The organism is Emticicia sp. 17c, from assembly GCF_037153985.1.
Lineage (GTDB): Bacteria > Bacteroidota > Bacteroidia > Cytophagales > Spirosomataceae > Emticicia.
In genome coordinates this window covers 119,143-138,208 of sequence record NZ_JBBAYI010000002.1, presented here as the reverse complement: position 1 = coordinate 138,208, position 19,066 = coordinate 119,143, and the positions used below count along the sequence as shown (strand labels likewise).

Here is a 19,066-nt window from a genome sequence, read left to right as displayed (position 1 = left end):
ATTATAGTTTCAATATTTCCCACCGAAGTGGGCGTGCCGACGAATCGGTTGAGTATGAATTTTATTGAAGAACTCCGTTGGCGTGGTATGCTGCACGACGCCATGCCTGGTACAGAAGAACAACTGAGTAAAGAACTGACCGCCGCTTATATCGGGTTCGACCCTACGGCAAAATCGCTCCATATCGGAAATCTGGCAACTATTATGCTTTTAAAGCATTTTCAATTGTCGGGCCATAAGCCTATCGCGCTGGTAGGTGGAGCCACCGGAATGGTAGGAGACCCCTCAGGTAAATCGGCCGAACGCCAGTTTTTATCAGAAGAAACCCTGAGAGACAACCAAGAGGCTATTCGTAAGCAGTTATCCAGATTTCTGGATTTTGATTGCGGAGAAAACTCGGCAGAAATTGTAAACAATTATGACTGGTTTAAAGAAATCGGATTTTTACAGTTTTTGCGAGAAGTAGGAAAATACCTGACGGTTAACTACATGATGTCGAAAGACTCTGTTAAAAATCGCTTGCAAACAGGTATTTCATTTACCGAGTTTTCGTATCAGTTATTACAGGGATACGATTTTTATTGGCTATATAAAAATAAAAACGTTCGGATTCAGATGGGAGGCTCCGACCAATGGGGGAATATCACTACCGGAACCGAACTTATCCGACGTAAAGAGTCGTCAATTACAGATGAAGAAAATACAGACGATGCCCATACGTATCAGGCATTTGCACTGACAACCCCACTTGTAACCAAAGCCGACGGAACCAAATTCGGGAAGTCAGAAGGGGGTAATGTATGGCTCGACCCAAGCATGACTTCTCCGTATACTTTTTATCAGTTCTGGCTAAACCAGTCAGATGCCGACACTCCTCGTTTGTTAAGAGTATTTACACTTTACTCAAAAGCAGAAATCGAAGAAATTGAAAAACAACACGCCGAAGCACCACATTTAAGAATTGCCCAGAAAGCACTTGGCAAAGATGTAACTATTCGTGTACATGGCGAAGACCAATACGAATTGGCTTTAAAGGCATCGGAGGTGTTGTTTGGTAAAGCCACGCTGGAAACCTTACAGAGCCTTGATGAAAATACATTTACAAGTATTTTTGAAGGAGTGCCACAAACTGAAATTACAGAAGAAGAGTGGCAAAACTGCCCAAGTGTGCTAGATTTGATTTCGGTAGTAACCCGTAATGAAGTGTATCCGTCAAAAGGCGAAGCACGCAGGGCTATTCAGGGTAATGGCGTAAGCATTAACAAAGTAAAAATTACAGACGAAAAACTCAGCGTATCGGACTTGCAACTGCTGCAAGGAAAATACTTACTGGTAGGCAAGGGTAAAAAGAACCATATTATTAAAGTAGGTTAAGTTGTCTGGAAAATATCTGAAGTCAGCGGCAGCTCAAAACTTCTGCTGACTTTATTAAATAAACATCTGTAATAGTAGCAGTATTTCTCAAGCAGGAGTTTCGGCGTACTAAAACAGAATTTTATAAATAATATTTGCCATAATTTTATTGCGGGTATTTGTGAAGAATAAAAAAAGTATCTATCTTTGCAACCCCAAAGCTATTTTGGTAACATACACGGGCATAGTATAAGGGTAGTACGAGGGTCTCCAAAACCTTTGGTCTGGGTTCGAATCCTGGTGCCCGTGCAAGTATTCTAGAACATAAAATTTTATGCAACAATTTTTCAAAAACTCTTGGGAAGAAGTAACCAAAGAGGTAACATGGCCAAAATGGAGCGAACTTCAATCAAGTGCAACACTTGTACTGATAGCTTCAATTATTTTTGCCTTGGTTGTAGGTGTAATTGATTTTTTGATTGATAGTGGTCTTAATTTATTTTACCGGTCAATCTAAAACCTTAAATTTTTGCTAACGATGAGCGAAATAAATTGGTATGTTGTCAGAGCAGTTTCGGGTCAGGAGAAAAAAATAAAATCCTACATCGAAAATGAAGCTATTCGTCGCAAATTAAGTGATTTAGTTCCTACGATCTTAATTCCATCTGAAAAAATAACAGAAGTTCGTAACGGAAAAAAACGTGTTCGTGAGAAGAGTTTCTTCCCGGGCTATATTCTTATCAATGCAGACCTTAACAATGGTGAAGTGCTGCACATGATTAAAAGTATGCCAGGTGTTATTGGCTTTCTGGGCCGTAACAATGGTACATCCTTAACGCCTGAGCCACTTCGTCAATCTGAAATTAACCGTATTTTAGGTGTGCAAGAGGAAGTAATCGGCGAAATAATTTCTCCGACGTTAAGCTTTACAAAAGGCGAAAACGTGAAAGTAATCGACGGGCCTTTCAGTGGTTTTGACGGAACCGTAGAGGAAATTAATGAAGATAAGAAAAAACTAAGTGTGAGCGTAAAAATATTTGGGCGTAGCACACCAGTTGAACTAGGATACATTCAGGTAGAGAAAATGTAATTCAAAATATTATTCGAACAAAATCCCTTCTGCTTCTGCGGAAGGGATTTTTGTTTATAAGGCTTTGAGTTATGTTGCCAGTAGGCTCTCTAGCTGTTGTTTGATAAGGTGTTTATCTGCTTTTGTTCTGGCTAATTGATACGCCATCTGAAAATGTGCTATGGCTTGGGGCGGGCTTATTTCTCTGTATAGTTCACCCAGTAAAGTAAAATAGTACTGGTTATCATGTAGCGCCAGTTTTTCAGCTTCTATAATAGCGGTGGCTTTTCCGTATACTTTCGCAAGGGCAAATGTTCTGTTTAATGCCGCAATAGGCGAGTACTCAAGTATTAATAACTGATTGTAAAGCTGTAAGATATTGTCCCATTTTTCCTGAGTATCGGCCTTCAAAGTATGCCAATAGGCAATACTAGCTTCAAGATGGTATCTGGATATTTGACTACCCTGTGAAGCCTGATGCAAAAAGTAAGCACCTCGCTCGATTAATTCTTTGTTCCAAAGGTTTTCGTTCTGGTCATGATAAAGAATTATTTCGCCATTTATGTTTTTTCTGGCCTCAAATCTGGAAGCATGAAAGCACATTAACGATAATAATGCTTTTACCTCAGGCTTGCTGGTCGAATCGTTTTCAGTAAGCAGGTAAGTGAGCCGCATAGCTTCCAGACAGAAATCATTGCGCAATACCGTATCTTGTGTTTCAGAATAGTAGCCTTCATTAAAAAGCAGATACAAGGTTCGTAAAACAGCTTCTAATCGTTTCGGTATTTCTTTTTCAGGAGGTAATTCGATAGCTATTTTTTCGGTGCGTAGTTTCTCTTTTGCTCTGAAAAGCCGCTTGTTGATGGTTTCTTTGTTAGTCAGGAAAGCGTTGGCGATTTCGTCAATACCAAAACCACATAGAACGCGCAGAGCCAGCCCTATTTGCGCTTCAACAGGAATAAGCGGATGGCAAACAGCAAATAGCATTTGCAACTGGCTATCGTTTATATTTTTATCAGAAAGGTCAATTTCGGCGGTATGGATTAGTGTTGCCTGATAACTAAGTTGTAGCTCGATTTTTTCATTGAAAATCTGCTTTCGGATAGTATGATTTTTGGCTTTGTTCTTAGCCACAGTATAGAGCCACGCTGTTGGATTTGGAGGTAAACCCTGATAAGGCCATGTTTCGGCAGCTAGCAGGAAAGTATCGCTGGCGATGTCTTCGGCAGTTTCGATGTATTCAATACCCAGAAACTTCGATAAGACTGCAACTATCTTCCTGAATTCTGTTCGGAATAGGTGCGGTATTAGGTCTTGCTGTTTCATTGGTTAGCGTTATGAGCCTCTCATACAAGAGGCTCTCCGAAAAAACAAAGCTGTTATTAAACACTATCGGCTTTGGCAATTTTTCTTACTTCAACTGTGTTGCCTTCGCCCTGCAAAACAGGTGCCCCTTTGGCAAACTCAACGGCTTCATCAATCGATTCCGCCCTTACAATAACATAGCCTCCTATGGTTTCTTTAATATCTCCGAATGGCCCATTCGTTACCACATTGTTGTAGCCTACTACTTTGCTGTTTTCGAAGGGTAGGCCATTCCCGCCTACATATTTATTTTGGGCGGCAATGCCACCAATCCAATCCATGGTTTGTTTCATCCAGCTTTGTATTTGTTCCGGTGAAACTACTCCGCTTGCGTTTTCATGTCTGAAAATCAAAATGTATTCGTCCATCTTTTTAAAAGTTAATGTTTAAAAATGTTTTTACAATAACATGACAAGTGAGCTTGCCCAGATTGGACAATCATTTTATTGAAATAATTGCATCAGCTATTTAATGAGTTTCAGTTTCCTGATATTTTCGTCGCTAAGAGTAATATTGTAAAGCTGTTTGTTCTTTAAAGCTATTTCGGTTTCTACGTAAGCCAGCATAGTCATAGAGCTATTAGTGTTAATGTTAGCCCTGACCTTATTTATAAAGCAATTATCGTCAAGTACATAATTGCACGATTTATTAGTTGCTAGGTCAAGCTGACCAATTTCGCATTCATAAAATCTGATATAGCTACTTCTGTTATCAACCTTTAATTGAGGAAGTTTCATGTCCGAAAAAAAGGTCTGAGTTGCCTCTGCCTGATAATACTTCATATCGGATGTATTGATGTAAATCTGTCGGTAAATGGGGTTTTCTTTTGTTGATTCAGGAGTTTTATAAGTATGAATTATCAGGGTATCTCCCTGATAACTTATATCGGTGTATTTCATGAACGAACGGTGGAACTCAAGAGAAGTAGTTGTATCTGGTTTAATGTATACTTTTACAGGTCCTAAATCACATTTAATGACAACATAGCTGAAATCATGTACAGGAATTTTTTTATAATGGTCAGGCTGTATAAGGGTATCATACTCGGCTACTCCATGATTTTTTTTATGTTTAGGTGCTTTTTTAAAATAATACCAGCAGCCATAGCCGGCTAATATTATTACTAATATTGCAATAATTGCAGTAAGCTTTTTTTTCATCTTGGTTGTTTACTTAAGTAACAAATAAAGACATTTTTATTAAATAAAACTATATCTGATAAGTGGGGCGGAGGCGAAATAAAAAAGGCTACCCGAATGGATAGCCCTATGATTAGAACAAAAACAACTTATTCTTTTTTAACTTCTTGCGTTGGCAGAACAGGTTGACTGGCTTGTGTTTGTTTAGCTTCTTTATCACGAATTGCCTTTGCTTCACTTTCGCTCATTTCACTACTCAATCCCTTTTTGGGAGATACTCCGCCTACCTGATTAGAGGTAGCAGGGGCATTGGTTGAAAAACTATATTTGTCACCTTCAAGTTTTCCTTCTTTCATGGCTTTTGCTAAGCTAGAGCCTTCAAAGCCTTTGTCTTTTACAACATTGGTTGTAGTAGTGGGGGCATACAATAAGCCCGGAACTTTGTTATTCTTTATTAGCTCGAAATTATCTTGTGCTTTTAATTTTGTACAAACTAAAATACTAAATGAGCAAAGGAGGTATATTATCTTTTTCATGGGTTACTGGTTATTTTATACTTACTAAGACTTTAATTGTTGAGATATTTTCAGAGTTAAACTCTTGCAGAGCTTTACCAATTACCTGACCGACCTCAACTTTTTTGCGGTCGGCCTTCATGGCTACTCCGGGTATAGAAGAAGTTACCAGCATATCGCCTCTTTTGATTGCGCCCCCTTCCAGACAAACCTTTGTTGGTATTACGCCTACCACGCCCATCGGTACTTTTCCTGTAAGTTCTGTATCGATGTTTTCTTCGGTTAGTAATACGCCCGGTTTTGTGGCATAAACACCAGCTACAAGGTTAGAATATGGCTCGGCTGATTTGGCTACGGTGCGGTCTTTATCAACAGCAATTACCAGCACGTCGCCCGGTTCAAAATTTTTAATGTTGGTGTCTACATCAAATGCTTCGGCTACGTCGGCACCACTACTAACAGTTCCGCCATTAAAGTAGCCCGTACCTGATTTATTAATACGGGCAACGTTTGAACTATTGCTTTGAAAAACGCCAATATTACCACTTGAACCAGTATGGTTTACAAAAAAGGCTGTACCTGTACCCGCATTCAATACCTGAACAGTTATATTGGCATTAGATGTATAAGTATTTTCGAAGCGTGCTACCTTTGTAGAACTTGACCCCGCTAACCCATAAAATGAGTATCCACTACCACTGGCAAGGCTATAAATGGCATTTCCTGAACCATCTGTGTAGGAAGAAATAGCATTACCTGAGCCACTTGAGTTTGATGAATAAAATAAACCAGCTACGCCACCAGTCCCCGACGATTCCCCATATACCGCGGCAGTACCAAAGTTGGCAAACTGTGAGTTGATTTCGCCTTTTAAAGCCGCAGAAGTGCCTGTTGTTCTGTTTACTGTTGCACGAAGAGCGGTGCCATTTCCTACTGTTTTAACTGAAACAACATCGTTTGTATTAGATTGATTAAAAATTTCAAATCTACCGGCCTTGCCATTACTGTAAGTAGGTACCCAGCCGTAAACAGCGTTACCTGCCCCATCAATATAGCTTTCTACACCATTGCCATCTTTAGCTACATTGGCGGTAATGGCATTTCCTTGGCCTTCAGTTATGGCAACTAAGCCTTTGCCACTACCTGAGGCATTAGAAGCATAGAAAAGCCCCGCTACTCCGCCTGTACCTATGGCGGTTCCGAATACACCGGCTGCTCCAAAATTTCCGAAAATGGTATTTACTTCGCCCCTTACTGCGGCTGAAACACTATTGCTATTATTTACCGTAAAAGAGGCTGCATTCCCTAAAGTATTATAAGAATTATTACCAAGGCTATTTGTAACCACCTCAAATGTATTGTAATCGTTGCTAGAGTTAAAGTTTTCAAACCTGCCTGCACGCCCTTTACTACCGGATATCCCAATTTGCCCGTATACTCCAATACCTTCACCAGAAGTACTGGTAGCCACAAAGCCTCTTACTCCATATCCACCACCATCGTTACGGCCTACTACCGATCCGGCAATGTCGCTGGTGGTTCTTCCTACCACAGCTTCGCCGCCGCCATTGTTGTCACCCACAATACCTGCCGAGGTAATGGCGGTGGTTATCCCCTGAATACTAAACCCGCTACTAGTTGAGCTTCGGATACCTGTACCAGAGCCTGAGGTTGAAACATTAATAACAGTACCATTACCCACAGTATTTGCCTCAATTACATTATTATTGTTAGCATTGTTGTAGATAGAAAAATTGGCTGCAACCCCATTTGTAGAAGTTGCAGTCAGGCCGACACCTGTGTTGCTGTTGCCATAAAGGCCGTACCCATTGCTCGAAGAGTTACCATAAACACCAATGCCACTAGGTGTAACACCATAAACGCCCCACCCGCTACCATTCTGACTACCCCAGACCCCGATGCCTAGCCCACCTGTGCCGTTGTTAATTCCTCTGATTCCGGCTGAGAACCCACCGGGTGATGTTGGTATAATAACACCTAAAACACTGTAAATGCTTGCGTCTGTGCTTGGATTTTTAGCTTCAATAACCTGTGCATAAAGTTTTGAGCTGATAGCTATAAAACAAATTAATAGATGTTTGTACATTTTCATAAAGCAAACGTTTTTTTATGAAAATTATAAACTGCACTTTGCGGATACAATTTTCTCTATGAAAATGTGGCGTATTTTTTACTAAATGGTAAATAAGTGAGATTTTTCAGGTAAATCAGGGCTTTGTGAGTGTGGTTTTCAGAAACGTAATAACCTTTTCCCTGATGGCGGTTTCATCAAACATTTCGCCGTAATGTGGGGCATTTTTTACAATAATTAACTCGTTCTGAACTTTAGCCAGCGTAAGCCATGAACTAAGCAGTTTCGATTGCGCCGCAGGTACAGACTCATCTTTTTCTCCCTGAATAATTAAAAAGGGTGGGTCGTTTTTATCTATGTAAGTAGCAGGGCTGGCAAATTTGGCAAGGTCTGGGCGTTCAAGTGGCGACGCTCCCAATAAAATACTAACCGAGCTTTTAGGGGCATTTTCATCTTCAGGTTTTAAAGTAGCCAGAAAATCGGCAGGGCCATAAAAATCAACAACGCTTGTGATATGAAACGAGGTTTTACCCGACGGGCTAAGAAAAGCTCCTACTTTATTGTTATGTGACAACGCCAGCAAAGAGGCCAGATGTCCACCAGCCGAAAAACCTATCAATGCAATTTTATTACGGTTATAGCCGTACTTTGAAGCATGTTGGTAAAGATACTCAACGGCCTGATTGCAATCCTGTATTTGTGCCGGAAAAATAGCCTGTGTGCTATACCTGTAATCGATAGAAGCCAGCGCAAAGCCGTTGTTAAGTATAGCCGAAATAGTCTTTTTCATATAACTCATGTCGGCATATTTGTCGTTGAGCATCCATGCACCACCATGCACCCATATAACCAGCGGAATATCTCCTTTGGCATCGGCTGGCATATAAATATCTAGCAGATGCTTTTTGAGGGTATCGTTCGCGTACGGAATATTGGCATAGAGTTTTGTACCAGCCGGAAAAAAGGGCATAACGCGGTTTGTAACTTGTGCTAAAGCAACAGAACCCACAAAAAACAAAAACAAGGTTGATAAAACGGCTCTGTTAAGTAAAAAATATCGTTTCATAGGAAGGGGTATTATAGTAAAAGATACTTCAAAAGTACTCAAAAACTGTGTAGAATCCTGCTATCGGGTTAAACATAATCTTCGGGATGTACTGCTTTTAGATAATTTTATATTTAAAAATAATATCAAAAAAGTACAAAAAAATAACAGAAATCTACTGGCTAGTCCTTTCGTTATCTGTTAACTTTGTTCACTTATCGGGTTTATTACTTAATCTATGCAGATTCGCCTAATCTTTATATCAGCCATTATCATTACTATATTTTCTATCGGGTGGAATCACTTTCATAATTCCTCCTCCGATGCCATCGATTATAGTACACAAGTTAAGCCTATACTTAATAAACATTGTATTTCGTGCCATGGAGGTGTAAAACGTCAGGGCGATTTCAGCCTTTTGTTTCGTAATGAAGCATTAGCCAAAACCAAGTCAGGAAAAGCAGCTATTGTGCCTTTTCATCCCGAACAAAGTGATTTTATCAAACGACTCACACACCCCGACCCCGATGAACGAATGCCTTATAAGGCTGCACAGTTGAGCCAGCATGATATTGATATTCTGACACAATGGGTAAAAGAAGGGGCTAAATGGGGCGACCACTGGGCTTATGTTCCACCGCGTGAAACGAAGGTTCCCAATAAAGGAATCTGGTCAGGCTTGTTTGGCTTAGGGCAATGGGAACAGAATGATATTGATTACTTTGTTAAAGCAAAACTGGAAGAAGAAGGCTTAAGCCCAGCTAAAGAAGCTAATCGTAATATATTGGTGCGCCGTGTGTGTTTCGATTTAACAGGCCTCCCACCAACGCCAGAGCAAGTCAGTAAATATGTAATTAATGAAGAACCCTATGAAAAACTGGTAGATGAATTGCTGGCCTCAAAACGCTTTGGGGAACGTTGGGCCTCTATGTGGCTTGACTTAGCCCGCTATTCGGATAGCCGTGGGTATCAGAAAGATAACGGGCGTACTATCTGGCGTTATCGGGATTGGGTAATTGATGCGTTTAATGCCGATATGTCTTTCGACCAGTTTACGAAAGAACAACTTGCAGGTGATTTACTGCCATCACCAACCGAAAATCAACTGATTGCAACAGCGTTCCACCGGAATACCATGAATAATGATGAAACCGGAACATTAGATGAGGAGTTCAGGGTAGCAGCCGTAATTGATAGAGTAAATACCACCTTTGATGTGTGGCAGGGAACTACCTTTGCCTGTGTGCAATGCCATAGCCATCCGTACGACCCTTTCCGTAATGAGGAGTATTACAAAATGATGGCATTCTTCAACAATACACGAGACGAAGACACGCAGGATGAAGCACCTAATTACCGGAAGTTTTCAGACCAAGACGAGCAAAAGCTCGATAGCCTTACTCATTGGATTAAAACTAAGCTAGGCGACTCTGGAAGCCAGCAATACCGTCAGTTTCTCAGAAGTCTGGAACCACGCCACCATGCACATTATGCCGATAACTACGTAAATGGTGCTTTACTAGGCGACCGAAACATTGGCCTCAGGCATAAAGGAACCTGCCGCTTACCCGATATACAGTTAACCAATAAAAATACATTTCTGATTAGCTACGTAAGTAAAAACGTAGGGGGCTACCTAGAACTTAGGAAGGATAAACCCGATGGAGAAATACTAGCCAGATTAAAACTGGATACTACCAGTAAAAATAAATTATTGTTTATTGCCATAAAGCCTGCCGAAGGCAGGCATGATTTGTACCTGACAGGCAGCAATACCCGTACAAAACCTGAGCAGGATGTGTTTTCGATAAACTGGTTTACGTTTATGGAAGAGTTTCCGAAGGGAGACCCCAAAAAATTCTCGGATTTCCAGTATCTGATTACAGCCAAAACCCAAAATACGCCCATCATGCTTAAATCTGACCCTGACTATGAACGCAAAACACATGTTTTTGTCAGAGGTAACTGGTTGGTGCATGGGCAGGCAGTAGAACCCGATGTGCCACATTCAATGAATGCTTTTCCTGCCAATGCACCTCGTAACAGGCTAGGACTGGCCGAATGGCTATTAAGTAAAGAGAACCCCCTTACGGCCCGCACAATGGTAAATCGTTTCTGGGAACAACTATTTGGTATTGGTCTGGTAGAAACACTGGAAGATTTTGGGACACAAGGAGCTAGACCTTCTCATGCAGAATTGCTCGATTTTCTGGCACTTAAATTCAGAGATGAATATCGCTGGAAAATGAAACCTCTACTCAAATACGTGGTTATGTCGGCTACTTACAGACAGTCGTCTTTCAGTAGTAATTCATTAACCCAGAAAGACCCTCAGAATCGTTTGTTGGCACATGGGCCGCGTATCAGGCTAACGGCCGAAATGGTAAGAGACCAAGCTATGGCTGTGAGCGGCTTACTGAGTAACAAAATGTATGGTAAGCCTGTAATGCCTTATCAGCCCGATGGCGTGTGGCAGGCTGTAAATAGTAATCTTAATTACAAGCAAAGCGAGGGCGAAGACCAGTACCGACGCGCAATATATACTTTTGCCCGCCGAACGGGGCCTTATCCGCAGCAAATTACTTTTGATGCGCCAAGCCGTGAAATATGCACTCAAAGGCGTATCCGTACCAACACGCCTTTGCAAGCCCTGCAATTGCTGAACGACCCCGTTTTTATAGAGGCATCGAAAGGGCTGGCTATACTGATGCAAAAAAATGCCCGCATAATTGATGAACAAATCGATTGGGTGTATCAGCGGGTTTTTACACATACAGCCCCCGAAGACGACAAAGAAGCTCTCAAACGGCTCTACGAAGTATCGTTGAAGCAATTCAGGGCAGAACCCAAAAAGAGCAATGCCTTTTTAAAAGAAAATAAATCGAAACCAGAAATAGCCGCATTAACTGTTGTAGCTAATGCCATCATGAATCTGGATGAATTCGTCACTAAACAGTAAGCAGATGTCTAAGAAAATGAACCTCTTTGAGGAAATAAGTGAGACCAATTTGCAGGCTATTAAGCGCAGGCATTTTCTGAAACAATGCACTGCGGGGCTTGGCATGATGGCCCTGGGGTCGCTAACGGGCTGTTTCAATAGTAAAGATAATTTATTGACGGCCAATCCGCTTGCCCCTAAACTACCACATTTTGCCCCTAAAGCCAAAAGTGTTATTTATCTGCACATGGCTGGTGCGCCCTCGCAACTGGAAATGTTCGACTTTAAGCCGATGCTCCAGAAATGGCATGGCAAAGAATGCCCCGAAGAGTTTTTAAAAGGTAAAACGTTTGCATTTATCAGAGGTGTTCCTAAAATGCTGGGCCCGCAAGGGCAATTTACACAGCACGGGCAGTCAGGTGCATGGATTTCGGACTACCTGCCTTTTTTTCAGCACATGGCCGACGACGTTACGTTCCTGAAAGCCATGCACACAGACCAATTTAACCATGCTCCGGCACAGCTATTTATGCAAACCGGTAGCCCACGTTTAGGTAGGCCGGGTATGGGAGCATGGGCCACTTACGGGCTTGGTTCCGAAAACCAGAATCTGCCCGGGTACATTGTGCTTACCTCTGGCGGAAAATACCCTGAAGGGGGGAAAAGCATTTGGGGAAGTGGGTTTCTGCCGTCGGTATATCAGGGGGTGCAATGCCGCTCTAATGGCGAGCCTGTTTTATATGTGAATAATCCTGAGGGTATCAGCCGCGATTTACGTAGAGAAGCCATCAATACCATTAATGAAATTAATCAACGCCAATACGAAGAATTTAAAGACCCCGAAATTTTAACACGTATTTCGCAGTACGAACTGGCCTTTAAAATGCAAATGACTGTGCCGGAAACCATGGATATTACAAAAGAACCAGCCAAAATCCATGAATTATATGGCACAAGCCCGGGCCAGACCTCTTTCGCAAATAATTGTCTTTTAGCCCGAAAACTGGTAGAAAACGGCGTGCGTTTCGTGCAGTTGTACGATTGGGGATGGGATATGCACGGCTCGAGCAAATCAGAGTCAATAGAAAGTGCTTTGTGGGAGAAATGCCGCCAGACCGACCAAGCTATGTCGGCTCTTTTGCTCGATTTAAAACAAAGAGGGCTGCTTGAAGAAACATTGGTAGTATGGGGCGGCGAGTTTGGCAGAACACCCATGCAGGAAAACCGCGACAACAAACCTGCGCCATTCTTAGGACGCGACCACCATATTGAAGCCTATACCATCTGGATGGCCGGCGGAGGTATTAAAAAGGGTTTCACACATGGCGAAACCGACGAGCTTGGCTATTACGGCGTAAAAGGAAAGACCCATGTACACGATTTACAGGCAACAATTCTTAACCAGTTAGGGCTTGACCACGAAAAACTCACCTACGATTTTCAGGGGCGTCCGTTCAGGTTAACCGATATTGGTGGTAAGGTAATTAAAGAAATAATTGCTTAGGCAGTATTACTGTTACAAGCCATAAATTAAGTGGCAACACATTTCTGTGTTGCTATTTTTATCTTCTATATTTGCCATAATTGTCAACAAAATTATGTCTATGAAATACCGGCTAATACCTGTTTTTTTTGCTATTATCTTTTTGGGGGTCATCAGGCTTGCTAAGGCTCAGAACTGGGAGTATATCTCGTCGGCTTCGGGCAGTATTCCGCTTAACTGGAAAACAACGCAGCAAACAGCCTCAATGGCAGTAGATATTGACAACGATGGCATACAGGAGTTAGTAATGGGCTGCCGTGAAAAAGCCCCCGTACTTATCTATTTTAAATATGATTATGCCATTGGCTGGCGGCAGTTTGTTATCGAAAAGGAATTGTTGCCCATTGAAGCAGGTGGCACTTTTTATGACATTGACAACGACGGCGATAAAGATTTGGTGTTTGGTGGCGACTGGCAAAGCAATAAAATATGGTGGTGGGAAAACCCCTATCCGTTTTATAATCCTAATGTAGGTTGGCAACGCTATGAAATTAAAAACGACGGGCAAACCCAACACCACGACCAGGCATTCGGCGATTTCAAACAAACGGGTAAAGCTCAGCTAGCTTTCTGGAATCAAGGAGCTAAAACTTTGTTTATTGCTGATATTCCGGCAGAAGCAAAGACTGCCAGACAATGGCAATACGAGCCTGTTTTTGTGGCCGGAGAAAAAGAAAAAAAATCATGGTATGCCGAAGGCTGCAAAGCAGCTGATATAGACGGCGACGGCTTTACCGATTTAATAGCGGGTAATTACTGGTTTAAGTATGTAGATGGTGGTTTTAAAGCCATTAAATTTGGTGAGGAAGGGGGTAGAGTAGTAGCAGCCAAATTTAAGGTAGGTAAAAAGATGCAGATAGTGGTTTCGCCGGGTGATGGCACAGGTCGGCTGCTTTATTATGAATGTACAGGCAGTGCCGAAGTACCAGAAAACTGGAAATCCAGAGATTTAATAGGTCGGGAAATTATTCATGGCCATACGCTGGAAGTTGCCGATATTAATGATGATGGGAATCTGGATATTTTCTGCGCAGAAATGGCAAAATGGTCTGAAAAGCAACCTACTCCTGATAACCCGAATGCAGAAGCCTTTATTCTGTATGGTGATGGTAAGGGAGGCTTCAGAAAAACAGTATTTCAGAAAGGCTTCGGTTTTCATGAAGGAAAAGTCTTTGATGTAGATGGCGACGGAGACATTGATATTGTGTCGAAACCCTATAACTGGAATACTCCGCGGCTAGATATGTGGCTCCAGAACGGTACAGGGCAAAAGCAGGCTAGTATCAGTAAAGTACTCGAAAACCGCATTGGCTTGGAACTTTACAGCCTCAGAGACTACTTTAAAACAGATGTTACCACAACACTGGCTTATGTAAAGAGCCTTGGCATAAAAGAAGTAGAGGTGGCAGGTACTTATAATATGAAACCTGATGATTTCAGAAAAGAACTCGATAAATTTGGAATAACCCCATACAGTACTCTTTTAGACTTCGGATTGTTCAGAGATAGCCTTGATAAAGTAATAGCTACGGCAAAGGCATTAGGTGTAAAATACGTTGGTTCGGCATGGATTCCGCACAAACCTAACCAGTTCAGTAAAGAAGATGCCGACAAAGCCATTGCTATTTTTAACAAAGCCGGAGCCACACTGGCAAAGGCAGGTTTGCATTTCTTTTATCATTGCCACGGCTACGAATTTAAACCAACCGAAGACGGAACCCTCTTTGATTATATAGTGCAGAAAACTAACCCCGCCGAAGTCAGTTTTGAGTGTGATGTATATTGGGCTTTTCATGGAGGGCAAGACCCCGCCTTGTTGTTAAAGAAATATAAGGGTCGGTTTATTGCCATTCATATTAAAGACATGAAGATGGGGCAGGCAACGGGTGAGTTATCAGGCGGTACACCCCTTACCTCCGATGTAGCAGTAGGCACAGGGCAATTAGATTTTCCTGTAATTTTGCGGGCAGCTATTCAGTCTGGGGTAAAATATTATTACATAGAAGATGAAAACGCCGAAGTAAAACAGCATTTGCCTGTTACTTTACGGTACTTAAGAGCATTGAAATAACAGGCAGAGGTCTCTCAAAAGTCGTGTAGCTTTTGAGAGACCCTTTTTGTTTATTCAATAATATGCCCGCAAAACTGAGCTTTGTTATCAATTATTTTGCCACCTTTACGAAAACCTAATCCACAAGCTTCGCCTGCAAAAAATACGCCTGCCTGATAGTAATTTCCTGTTTTATCTTGCAAAAACTCGGTGTATTCCTGAAAAACTGTATTTTGCTCAAAATACTCTCCATCGTTTTCTTCTAACGGATACCCCGACGCCGAAATAATTCTTACGTTTGCACCTTCACGCCCGAACAATACTTTTTCTACACTTGGTTTGCCTGCAAGCGTTTGAGTAGAAGTTTCGAGTAGCAAAGGGTGATTCGGGAATAAATCCCACAATATTTTGAGAATGCCTTTCGACTGAAACAATAGCGTATATGCCGGATTCAGCACAATTGCTTTCTGATTAACAACTATCTGGGTAAGTATATCGGCCAGTTCGGGTTCGTCCCAGCCAATGTATTCCCACGGAATTAACTTAAACCAGTAATCATATCTGGTAAAACTGCCATCTTTAGCATTCTGCTTGTAAATACCTTCAACAGGCGAAAACTCCACTTCTTCGATATATTCAAAAGCTACTTCAAAACCAGCTTCTCTGGCAGCTTCTCCCAAAACTTGCATATTGGTGTCATCTTCGGGGTAATCTTTCATAGTTGTAATAAGCAACGATGGCTCAAACCCCGGGTTTTGTCTTTGTATTTCCCTGAAATTCTCTGCAAGGCTTTCATACAAGGTATTGAACTGGCTGCTTTCATCTAAATTATTGGCTTTAAGCGAAGCCCACTGTACAATGGCTGTTTCGGGTATACAGGTGGCAGTATCGGCATTAAACTCAATGAGTTTGATAGGTTTGCCATCTAAACCCCCACTTAAATCAAAGCGGCCATAAAGATGCCACTGTTTGTCGTTGTCCCACGAAAACTTAACAAGATTAACCAGGTTTTCGGGTATGCCTAATTCATTGAACAGGTTATTATCGATTACATATTGCGCTGCTTCAATAAACATTTCATAAAGTGTGTTGGCTGCTTCGTAATAGGCTTCTGCTTCTTTTTCCGACACCACAACCATGTCGTTAGTAATATAAGGCAAAGTATCTTCGCCTAACATCCAGTCCCAGCCAGCATTTCTTAGCGATTGCTGCGGAGGTGTTATTAATTGTTTGAGTTTCATCTTTGATGGATTTCAGTTAAAAGCGATTAACCGTGTCAATAATCGCGTCATGATTAAGAATGGTGGCTACTATGCCCCGAACTATGGAAGAAACCACTTTTGCCACCGGCGGGCCTTGCCATAGTAGTACGCGAATGCCCGATATTTTCATGAATCTGGCTCGATTTATTAAATGCAGCCGTGGTGGCATAATAACGCATCATACCGCCATAATAACCGTGGCGTCTGTGGTAAGAGCTATCTTTGGGTGTAGCCTTATTGGCTTGCAAACCTGTTGTTACATCAGGGCGGTAATTGGCATAATTTGGGCTGAGCGTTTTAGCTAACAGATAACCCATACCTCCAAACAAGAGTGCATTCGATAGGTTATCGCTATGGCCTATGTTAGTAGGGTGCAAAGCCACCTCTTTGTCAATCAGAGTCTTTACTGCTTGCGGCGAAAGCGTATCTTTTTTGCCATCAAGGTAAGTGACAATGGCAATAGAGCTATCGGCAGGAACTTCTGTTTCGTCGGTAATTTTAAATACATCTTTTGATGTTTCTGTAATATAAGTTCTTACTCCTTTCGTATAAACGTCTACTTCTTCGTAGGCATAATCACTTTCGTCGTCTGAACTACCACAACTTTGTAAAGTAAAACTACTGCCCAGAATGGCCAGAGCCAGTGTACTACTGATAGTAATATCTTTTACTTGTCTGATAAAAGAACGGGAGCTAACGGGTGTCATATCGGTTTAGTTTTGTAGGGCAAAGTTTTTTTAAAAATAAAGATAAAAAAAGAATCTTTGTAGGAAAGGTAATTTAATAGAAAGTTTTGGAAAAAAACTTATATGAAACCCAGCCAGAACTCCTCAAAAGCATGGAATTATTTACGAAATCAGTTTGTTTGTTTAGATGTACCTATACATTATTTCCAAAGGATTTTAGATGAAACTTCTTTTACACTATCTCAGCCGTTATCGTTGGCAGGTTGTTCTGGCATTGATTTTAGCGGCAATTAATCAAACATTTTCGCTGCTTGACCCTTATATTTTCGGAAAGCTCATTGATAAATACGCCAATCGTGCCAAAGACTTTACCGAATCAGAATTTTTATCAGGTGTTTTATTGATGTTACTGGCAATTGTAGGTGTTGCTATGATAAGCCGCATAGCTAAAACATTGCAGGATTACATGGTAAACATGATTATCCAGAAACTGGGAGCCAATGTTTTTACCGATGGCCTCAGGCACACACTTAAGCTGCCGTATCAGCAATTTGAAGACCAACGCAGCGGTGAAACACTTTCTGTATTGCAGAAAGTACGCACAGATACCGAAAAGTTTATAACTTCGTTTATTAACGTAGCTTTTACCTCGGTGGTAGGCATTGTTTTTTTAACAGTATATTCGTTAAGTGTAAACTCGTGGCTCATAGCTATTTACTTTGTAGGAGCGTTTGCTTTAGCTTCTTTGACAAGAGTACTAAGCCGGAAAATTAAAGAAATTCAGCGCGTAATTGTAAAAGAAACCACGGCACTGGCAGGTACTACGACCGAATCGCTGCGTAATATCGAGTTAATCAAGAGTTTGGGCTTAACAGCGCAGGAAATCAAACGCCTTAACCAGAATACCTTTAAAATTCTTCAGTTAGAGCTTAAAAAAGTAAGAGGCGTGCGGAGTATCAGCTTTATTCAGGGTACATTCGTGAACTTCCTGCGGCAATGTATTCTGTTTGTTTTGTTGTTCCTGATTTTCAGAAATCAGATGAGTGTGGGGCAGTTATTAAGTTTACAGTTTTATTCGTTCTTTGTGTTTGGCCCTATGCAGGAAATCGGTAATGTGATTATTGCTTATCGTGAAGCCGAAGCCTCTTTAAATAATTTTGACAAACTACTTAGCAAACCCGTTGAAGTAACCCCCGAATCTCCGTCTACTTTGGGTACAGTGCATCATCTGCAATTCGAGAATGTGAGTTTCAAGCATTTGTCGGCTCATACTTATGCACTTGATAATGTAAATTTTGAAGTAAAAGAAGGCGAAACAGTTGCTTTTGTGGGGCCATCAGGTTCTGGAAAAACTACTTTAGTAAAGCTACTCGTTGGATTGTATAATCCGTCTAGCGGAACAATTTATTATAATAACCTGCCTTCTAACGAAATTAATATCGAAGAGTTGCGCTCACAAATTGGTTTTGTTACACAGGATACACAGTTGTTTTCGGGTACTATCAAAGAGAATTTATTATTTGCGCATCCGAATGCAACCGACGAGGAAATAGCCGATGTGCTGGAAAAATCTGCCTGCCAGACACTTCTGGCTCGTGCAGATAATGGCGTTGATACAGTGATAGGCGAAGGAGGAATCAAGATTTCGGGTGGTGAAAAACAACGCTTATCGATTGCCAGAGCATTGTTGCGGAATCCGAAAATTTTTGTTTTTGATGAAGCTACTTCTGCACTTGACTCTCTTACTGAGGAAGAAATCACCAATACAGTAAAGAGTGTAACAGCACAAGGCGACTACATAACCGTCATGATTGCCCATCGGTTAAGTACGGTTATGCACGCTGATAAAATCTTCGTTCTGGAACGTGGACAAATTGTTGAAGTAGGCAGGCACGAAGAGCTATTGGCAGAAAAAGGACTGTATTATGCCATGTGGAGACAGCAAATCGGTGAAAGAAAAAACACCCTTGCCGTAGCATAGATTTTGGTTAAAAAAGCACCTATGAGAC

15 protein-coding genes and 1 tRNA gene are annotated in these 19,066 nt (G+C 41.4%); 8 read left to right on the top strand and 8 right to left on the bottom strand.

All coding sequences use genetic code 11. The annotated features are described in order from the left end of the window. The first annotated feature begins 54 nt into the window (after positions 1–54). The 4 genes from tyrS to nusG all read left to right on the top strand — a co-directional run bounded on the left by tyrS (position 55) and on the right by nusG (position 2,443). Positions 55–1,374, top strand: a complete 1,320-nt coding sequence (tyrS, locus tag WAA15_RS05110) for a tyrosine--tRNA ligase (RefSeq protein WP_337042166.1) — start codon at positions 55–57, stop codon at positions 1,372–1,374. Between the two features lie 217 nt (positions 1,375–1,591). Then, a tRNA-Trp gene (locus WAA15_RS05105) sits at positions 1,592–1,662 on the top strand. 25 nt (positions 1,663–1,687) lie between these two features. Next, positions 1,688–1,870: a preprotein translocase subunit SecE gene (secE, locus tag WAA15_RS05100; protein ID WP_337041466.1), complete on the top strand. Its 183-nt coding sequence runs from the start codon at positions 1,688–1,690 to the stop codon at positions 1,868–1,870. A gap of 21 nt (positions 1,871–1,891) precedes the next feature. Next, positions 1,892–2,443 carry a transcription termination/antitermination protein NusG gene (gene nusG, locus WAA15_RS05095; RefSeq protein WP_337041465.1) on the top strand — a complete coding sequence of 184 codons (552 nt, stop codon included), beginning with the start codon at positions 1,892–1,894 and terminating at the stop codon, positions 2,441–2,443. A 69-nt stretch (positions 2,444–2,512) separates the two neighbouring features. Here nusG and WAA15_RS05090 read toward each other — a convergent pair whose 3' ends face one another. From WAA15_RS05090 to WAA15_RS05065, 6 genes are all read right to left on the bottom strand, one after another. After that, the gene (locus WAA15_RS05090; protein WP_337041463.1) at positions 2,513–3,748 is read right to left on the bottom strand and encodes an RNA polymerase sigma factor; all 1,236 of its coding nucleotides are present in this window, start codon (positions 3,746–3,748) and stop codon (positions 2,513–2,515) included. Positions 3,749–3,804: 56 nt separating this feature from the next. After that, the gene (locus WAA15_RS05085; protein WP_337041462.1) at positions 3,805–4,155 is read right to left on the bottom strand and encodes a YciI family protein; all 351 of its coding nucleotides are present in this window, start codon (positions 4,153–4,155) and stop codon (positions 3,805–3,807) included. 96 nt (positions 4,156–4,251) lie between these two features. Continuing rightward, positions 4,252–4,947 carry a hypothetical protein gene (locus tag WAA15_RS05080; RefSeq protein ID WP_337041460.1) on the bottom strand — a complete coding sequence of 232 codons (696 nt, stop codon included), beginning with the start codon at positions 4,945–4,947 and terminating at the stop codon, positions 4,252–4,254. Between the two features lie 128 nt (positions 4,948–5,075). Then, complete coding sequence (locus WAA15_RS05075; protein ID WP_337041458.1) at positions 5,076–5,462, bottom strand: hypothetical protein; 387 nt, start codon at positions 5,460–5,462, stop codon at positions 5,076–5,078. Positions 5,463–5,472: 10 nt separating this feature from the next. Beyond that, positions 5,473–7,554: a beta strand repeat-containing protein gene (locus tag WAA15_RS05070; protein WP_337041457.1), complete on the bottom strand. Its 2,082-nt coding sequence runs from the start codon at positions 7,552–7,554 to the stop codon at positions 5,473–5,475. 115 nt (positions 7,555–7,669) lie between these two features. Beyond that, entirely contained in the window at positions 7,670–8,599 is a 930-nt protein-coding gene (locus WAA15_RS05065; RefSeq protein ID WP_337041456.1) for an alpha/beta hydrolase, read from the bottom strand. A 217-nt stretch (positions 8,600–8,816) separates the two neighbouring features. On the opposite strand from WAA15_RS05065, the gene WAA15_RS05060 reads away from it, so the two are divergent. The 3 genes from WAA15_RS05060 to WAA15_RS05050 all read left to right on the top strand — a co-directional run bounded on the left by WAA15_RS05060 (position 8,817) and on the right by WAA15_RS05050 (position 15,130). Continuing rightward, the gene (locus WAA15_RS05060; RefSeq protein ID WP_337041454.1) at positions 8,817–11,537 is read left to right on the top strand and encodes a DUF1553 domain-containing protein; all 2,721 of its coding nucleotides are present in this window, start codon (positions 8,817–8,819) and stop codon (positions 11,535–11,537) included. A gap of 16 nt (positions 11,538–11,553) precedes the next feature. Next, the gene (locus WAA15_RS05055; RefSeq protein ID WP_337042165.1) at positions 11,554–13,020 is read left to right on the top strand and encodes a DUF1501 domain-containing protein; all 1,467 of its coding nucleotides are present in this window, start codon (positions 11,554–11,556) and stop codon (positions 13,018–13,020) included. 100 nt (positions 13,021–13,120) lie between these two features. Then, positions 13,121–15,130 (top strand): TIM barrel protein, encoded by a 2,010-nt coding sequence (locus WAA15_RS05050; protein ID WP_337041453.1) that lies wholly within the window; start codon positions 13,121–13,123, stop codon positions 15,128–15,130. A gap of 50 nt (positions 15,131–15,180) precedes the next feature. Here the strand turns inward: WAA15_RS05050 and WAA15_RS05045 are convergent, their stop codons facing one another. Together WAA15_RS05045 and WAA15_RS05040 are read right to left on the bottom strand one after the other, a co-directional pair. Beyond that, positions 15,181–16,350 carry a glutathionylspermidine synthase family protein gene (locus WAA15_RS05045; protein ID WP_337041452.1) on the bottom strand — a complete coding sequence of 390 codons (1,170 nt, stop codon included), beginning with the start codon at positions 16,348–16,350 and terminating at the stop codon, positions 15,181–15,183. Between the two features lie 53 nt (positions 16,351–16,403). Continuing rightward, positions 16,404–17,078, bottom strand: coding sequence for a hypothetical protein (locus WAA15_RS05040; protein WP_337041450.1), 675 nt, complete (start codon positions 17,076–17,078; stop codon positions 16,404–16,406). Between the two features lie 199 nt (positions 17,079–17,277). Here WAA15_RS05040 and WAA15_RS05035 point away from each other — a divergent pair, with 199 nt between their 5' ends. Beyond that, entirely contained in the window at positions 17,278–19,038 is a 1,761-nt protein-coding gene (locus WAA15_RS05035; RefSeq protein ID WP_337041449.1) for an ABC transporter ATP-binding protein, read from the top strand. Positions 19,039–19,066: the final 28 nt, after the last annotated feature.

Coding starts and splice junctions, on each gene's coding strand:
- tyrS (WP_337042166.1), top strand. CDS start 55: ATGAATTTTATTGAAGAACTCCGTTGGCGTGGTATGCTGCACGACGCC.
- secE (WP_337041466.1), top strand. CDS start 1,688: ATGCAACAATTTTTCAAAAACTCTTGGGAAGAAGTAACCAAAGAGGTA.
- nusG (WP_337041465.1), top strand. CDS start 1,892: ATGAGCGAAATAAATTGGTATGTTGTCAGAGCAGTTTCGGGTCAGGAG.
- WAA15_RS05090 (WP_337041463.1), bottom strand. CDS start 3,748: ATGAAACAGCAAGACCTAATACCGCACCTATTCCGAACAGAATTCAGG.
- WAA15_RS05085 (WP_337041462.1), bottom strand. CDS start 4,155: ATGGACGAATACATTTTGATTTTCAGACATGAAAACGCAAGCGGAGTA.
- WAA15_RS05080 (WP_337041460.1), bottom strand. CDS start 4,947: ATGAAAAAAAAGCTTACTGCAATTATTGCAATATTAGTAATAATATTA.
- WAA15_RS05075 (WP_337041458.1), bottom strand. CDS start 5,462: ATGAAAAAGATAATATACCTCCTTTGCTCATTTAGTATTTTAGTTTGT.
- WAA15_RS05070 (WP_337041457.1), bottom strand. CDS start 7,554: ATGAAAATGTACAAACATCTATTAATTTGTTTTATAGCTATCAGCTCA.
- WAA15_RS05065 (WP_337041456.1), bottom strand. CDS start 8,599: ATGAAACGATATTTTTTACTTAACAGAGCCGTTTTATCAACCTTGTTT.
- WAA15_RS05060 (WP_337041454.1), top strand. CDS start 8,817: ATGCAGATTCGCCTAATCTTTATATCAGCCATTATCATTACTATATTT.
- WAA15_RS05055 (WP_337042165.1), top strand. CDS start 11,554: ATGAACCTCTTTGAGGAAATAAGTGAGACCAATTTGCAGGCTATTAAG.
- WAA15_RS05050 (WP_337041453.1), top strand. CDS start 13,121: ATGAAATACCGGCTAATACCTGTTTTTTTTGCTATTATCTTTTTGGGG.
- WAA15_RS05045 (WP_337041452.1), bottom strand. CDS start 16,350: ATGAAACTCAAACAATTAATAACACCTCCGCAGCAATCGCTAAGAAAT.
- WAA15_RS05040 (WP_337041450.1), bottom strand. CDS start 17,078: ATGACACCCGTTAGCTCCCGTTCTTTTATCAGACAAGTAAAAGATATT.
- WAA15_RS05035 (WP_337041449.1), top strand. CDS start 17,278: ATGAAACTTCTTTTACACTATCTCAGCCGTTATCGTTGGCAGGTTGTT.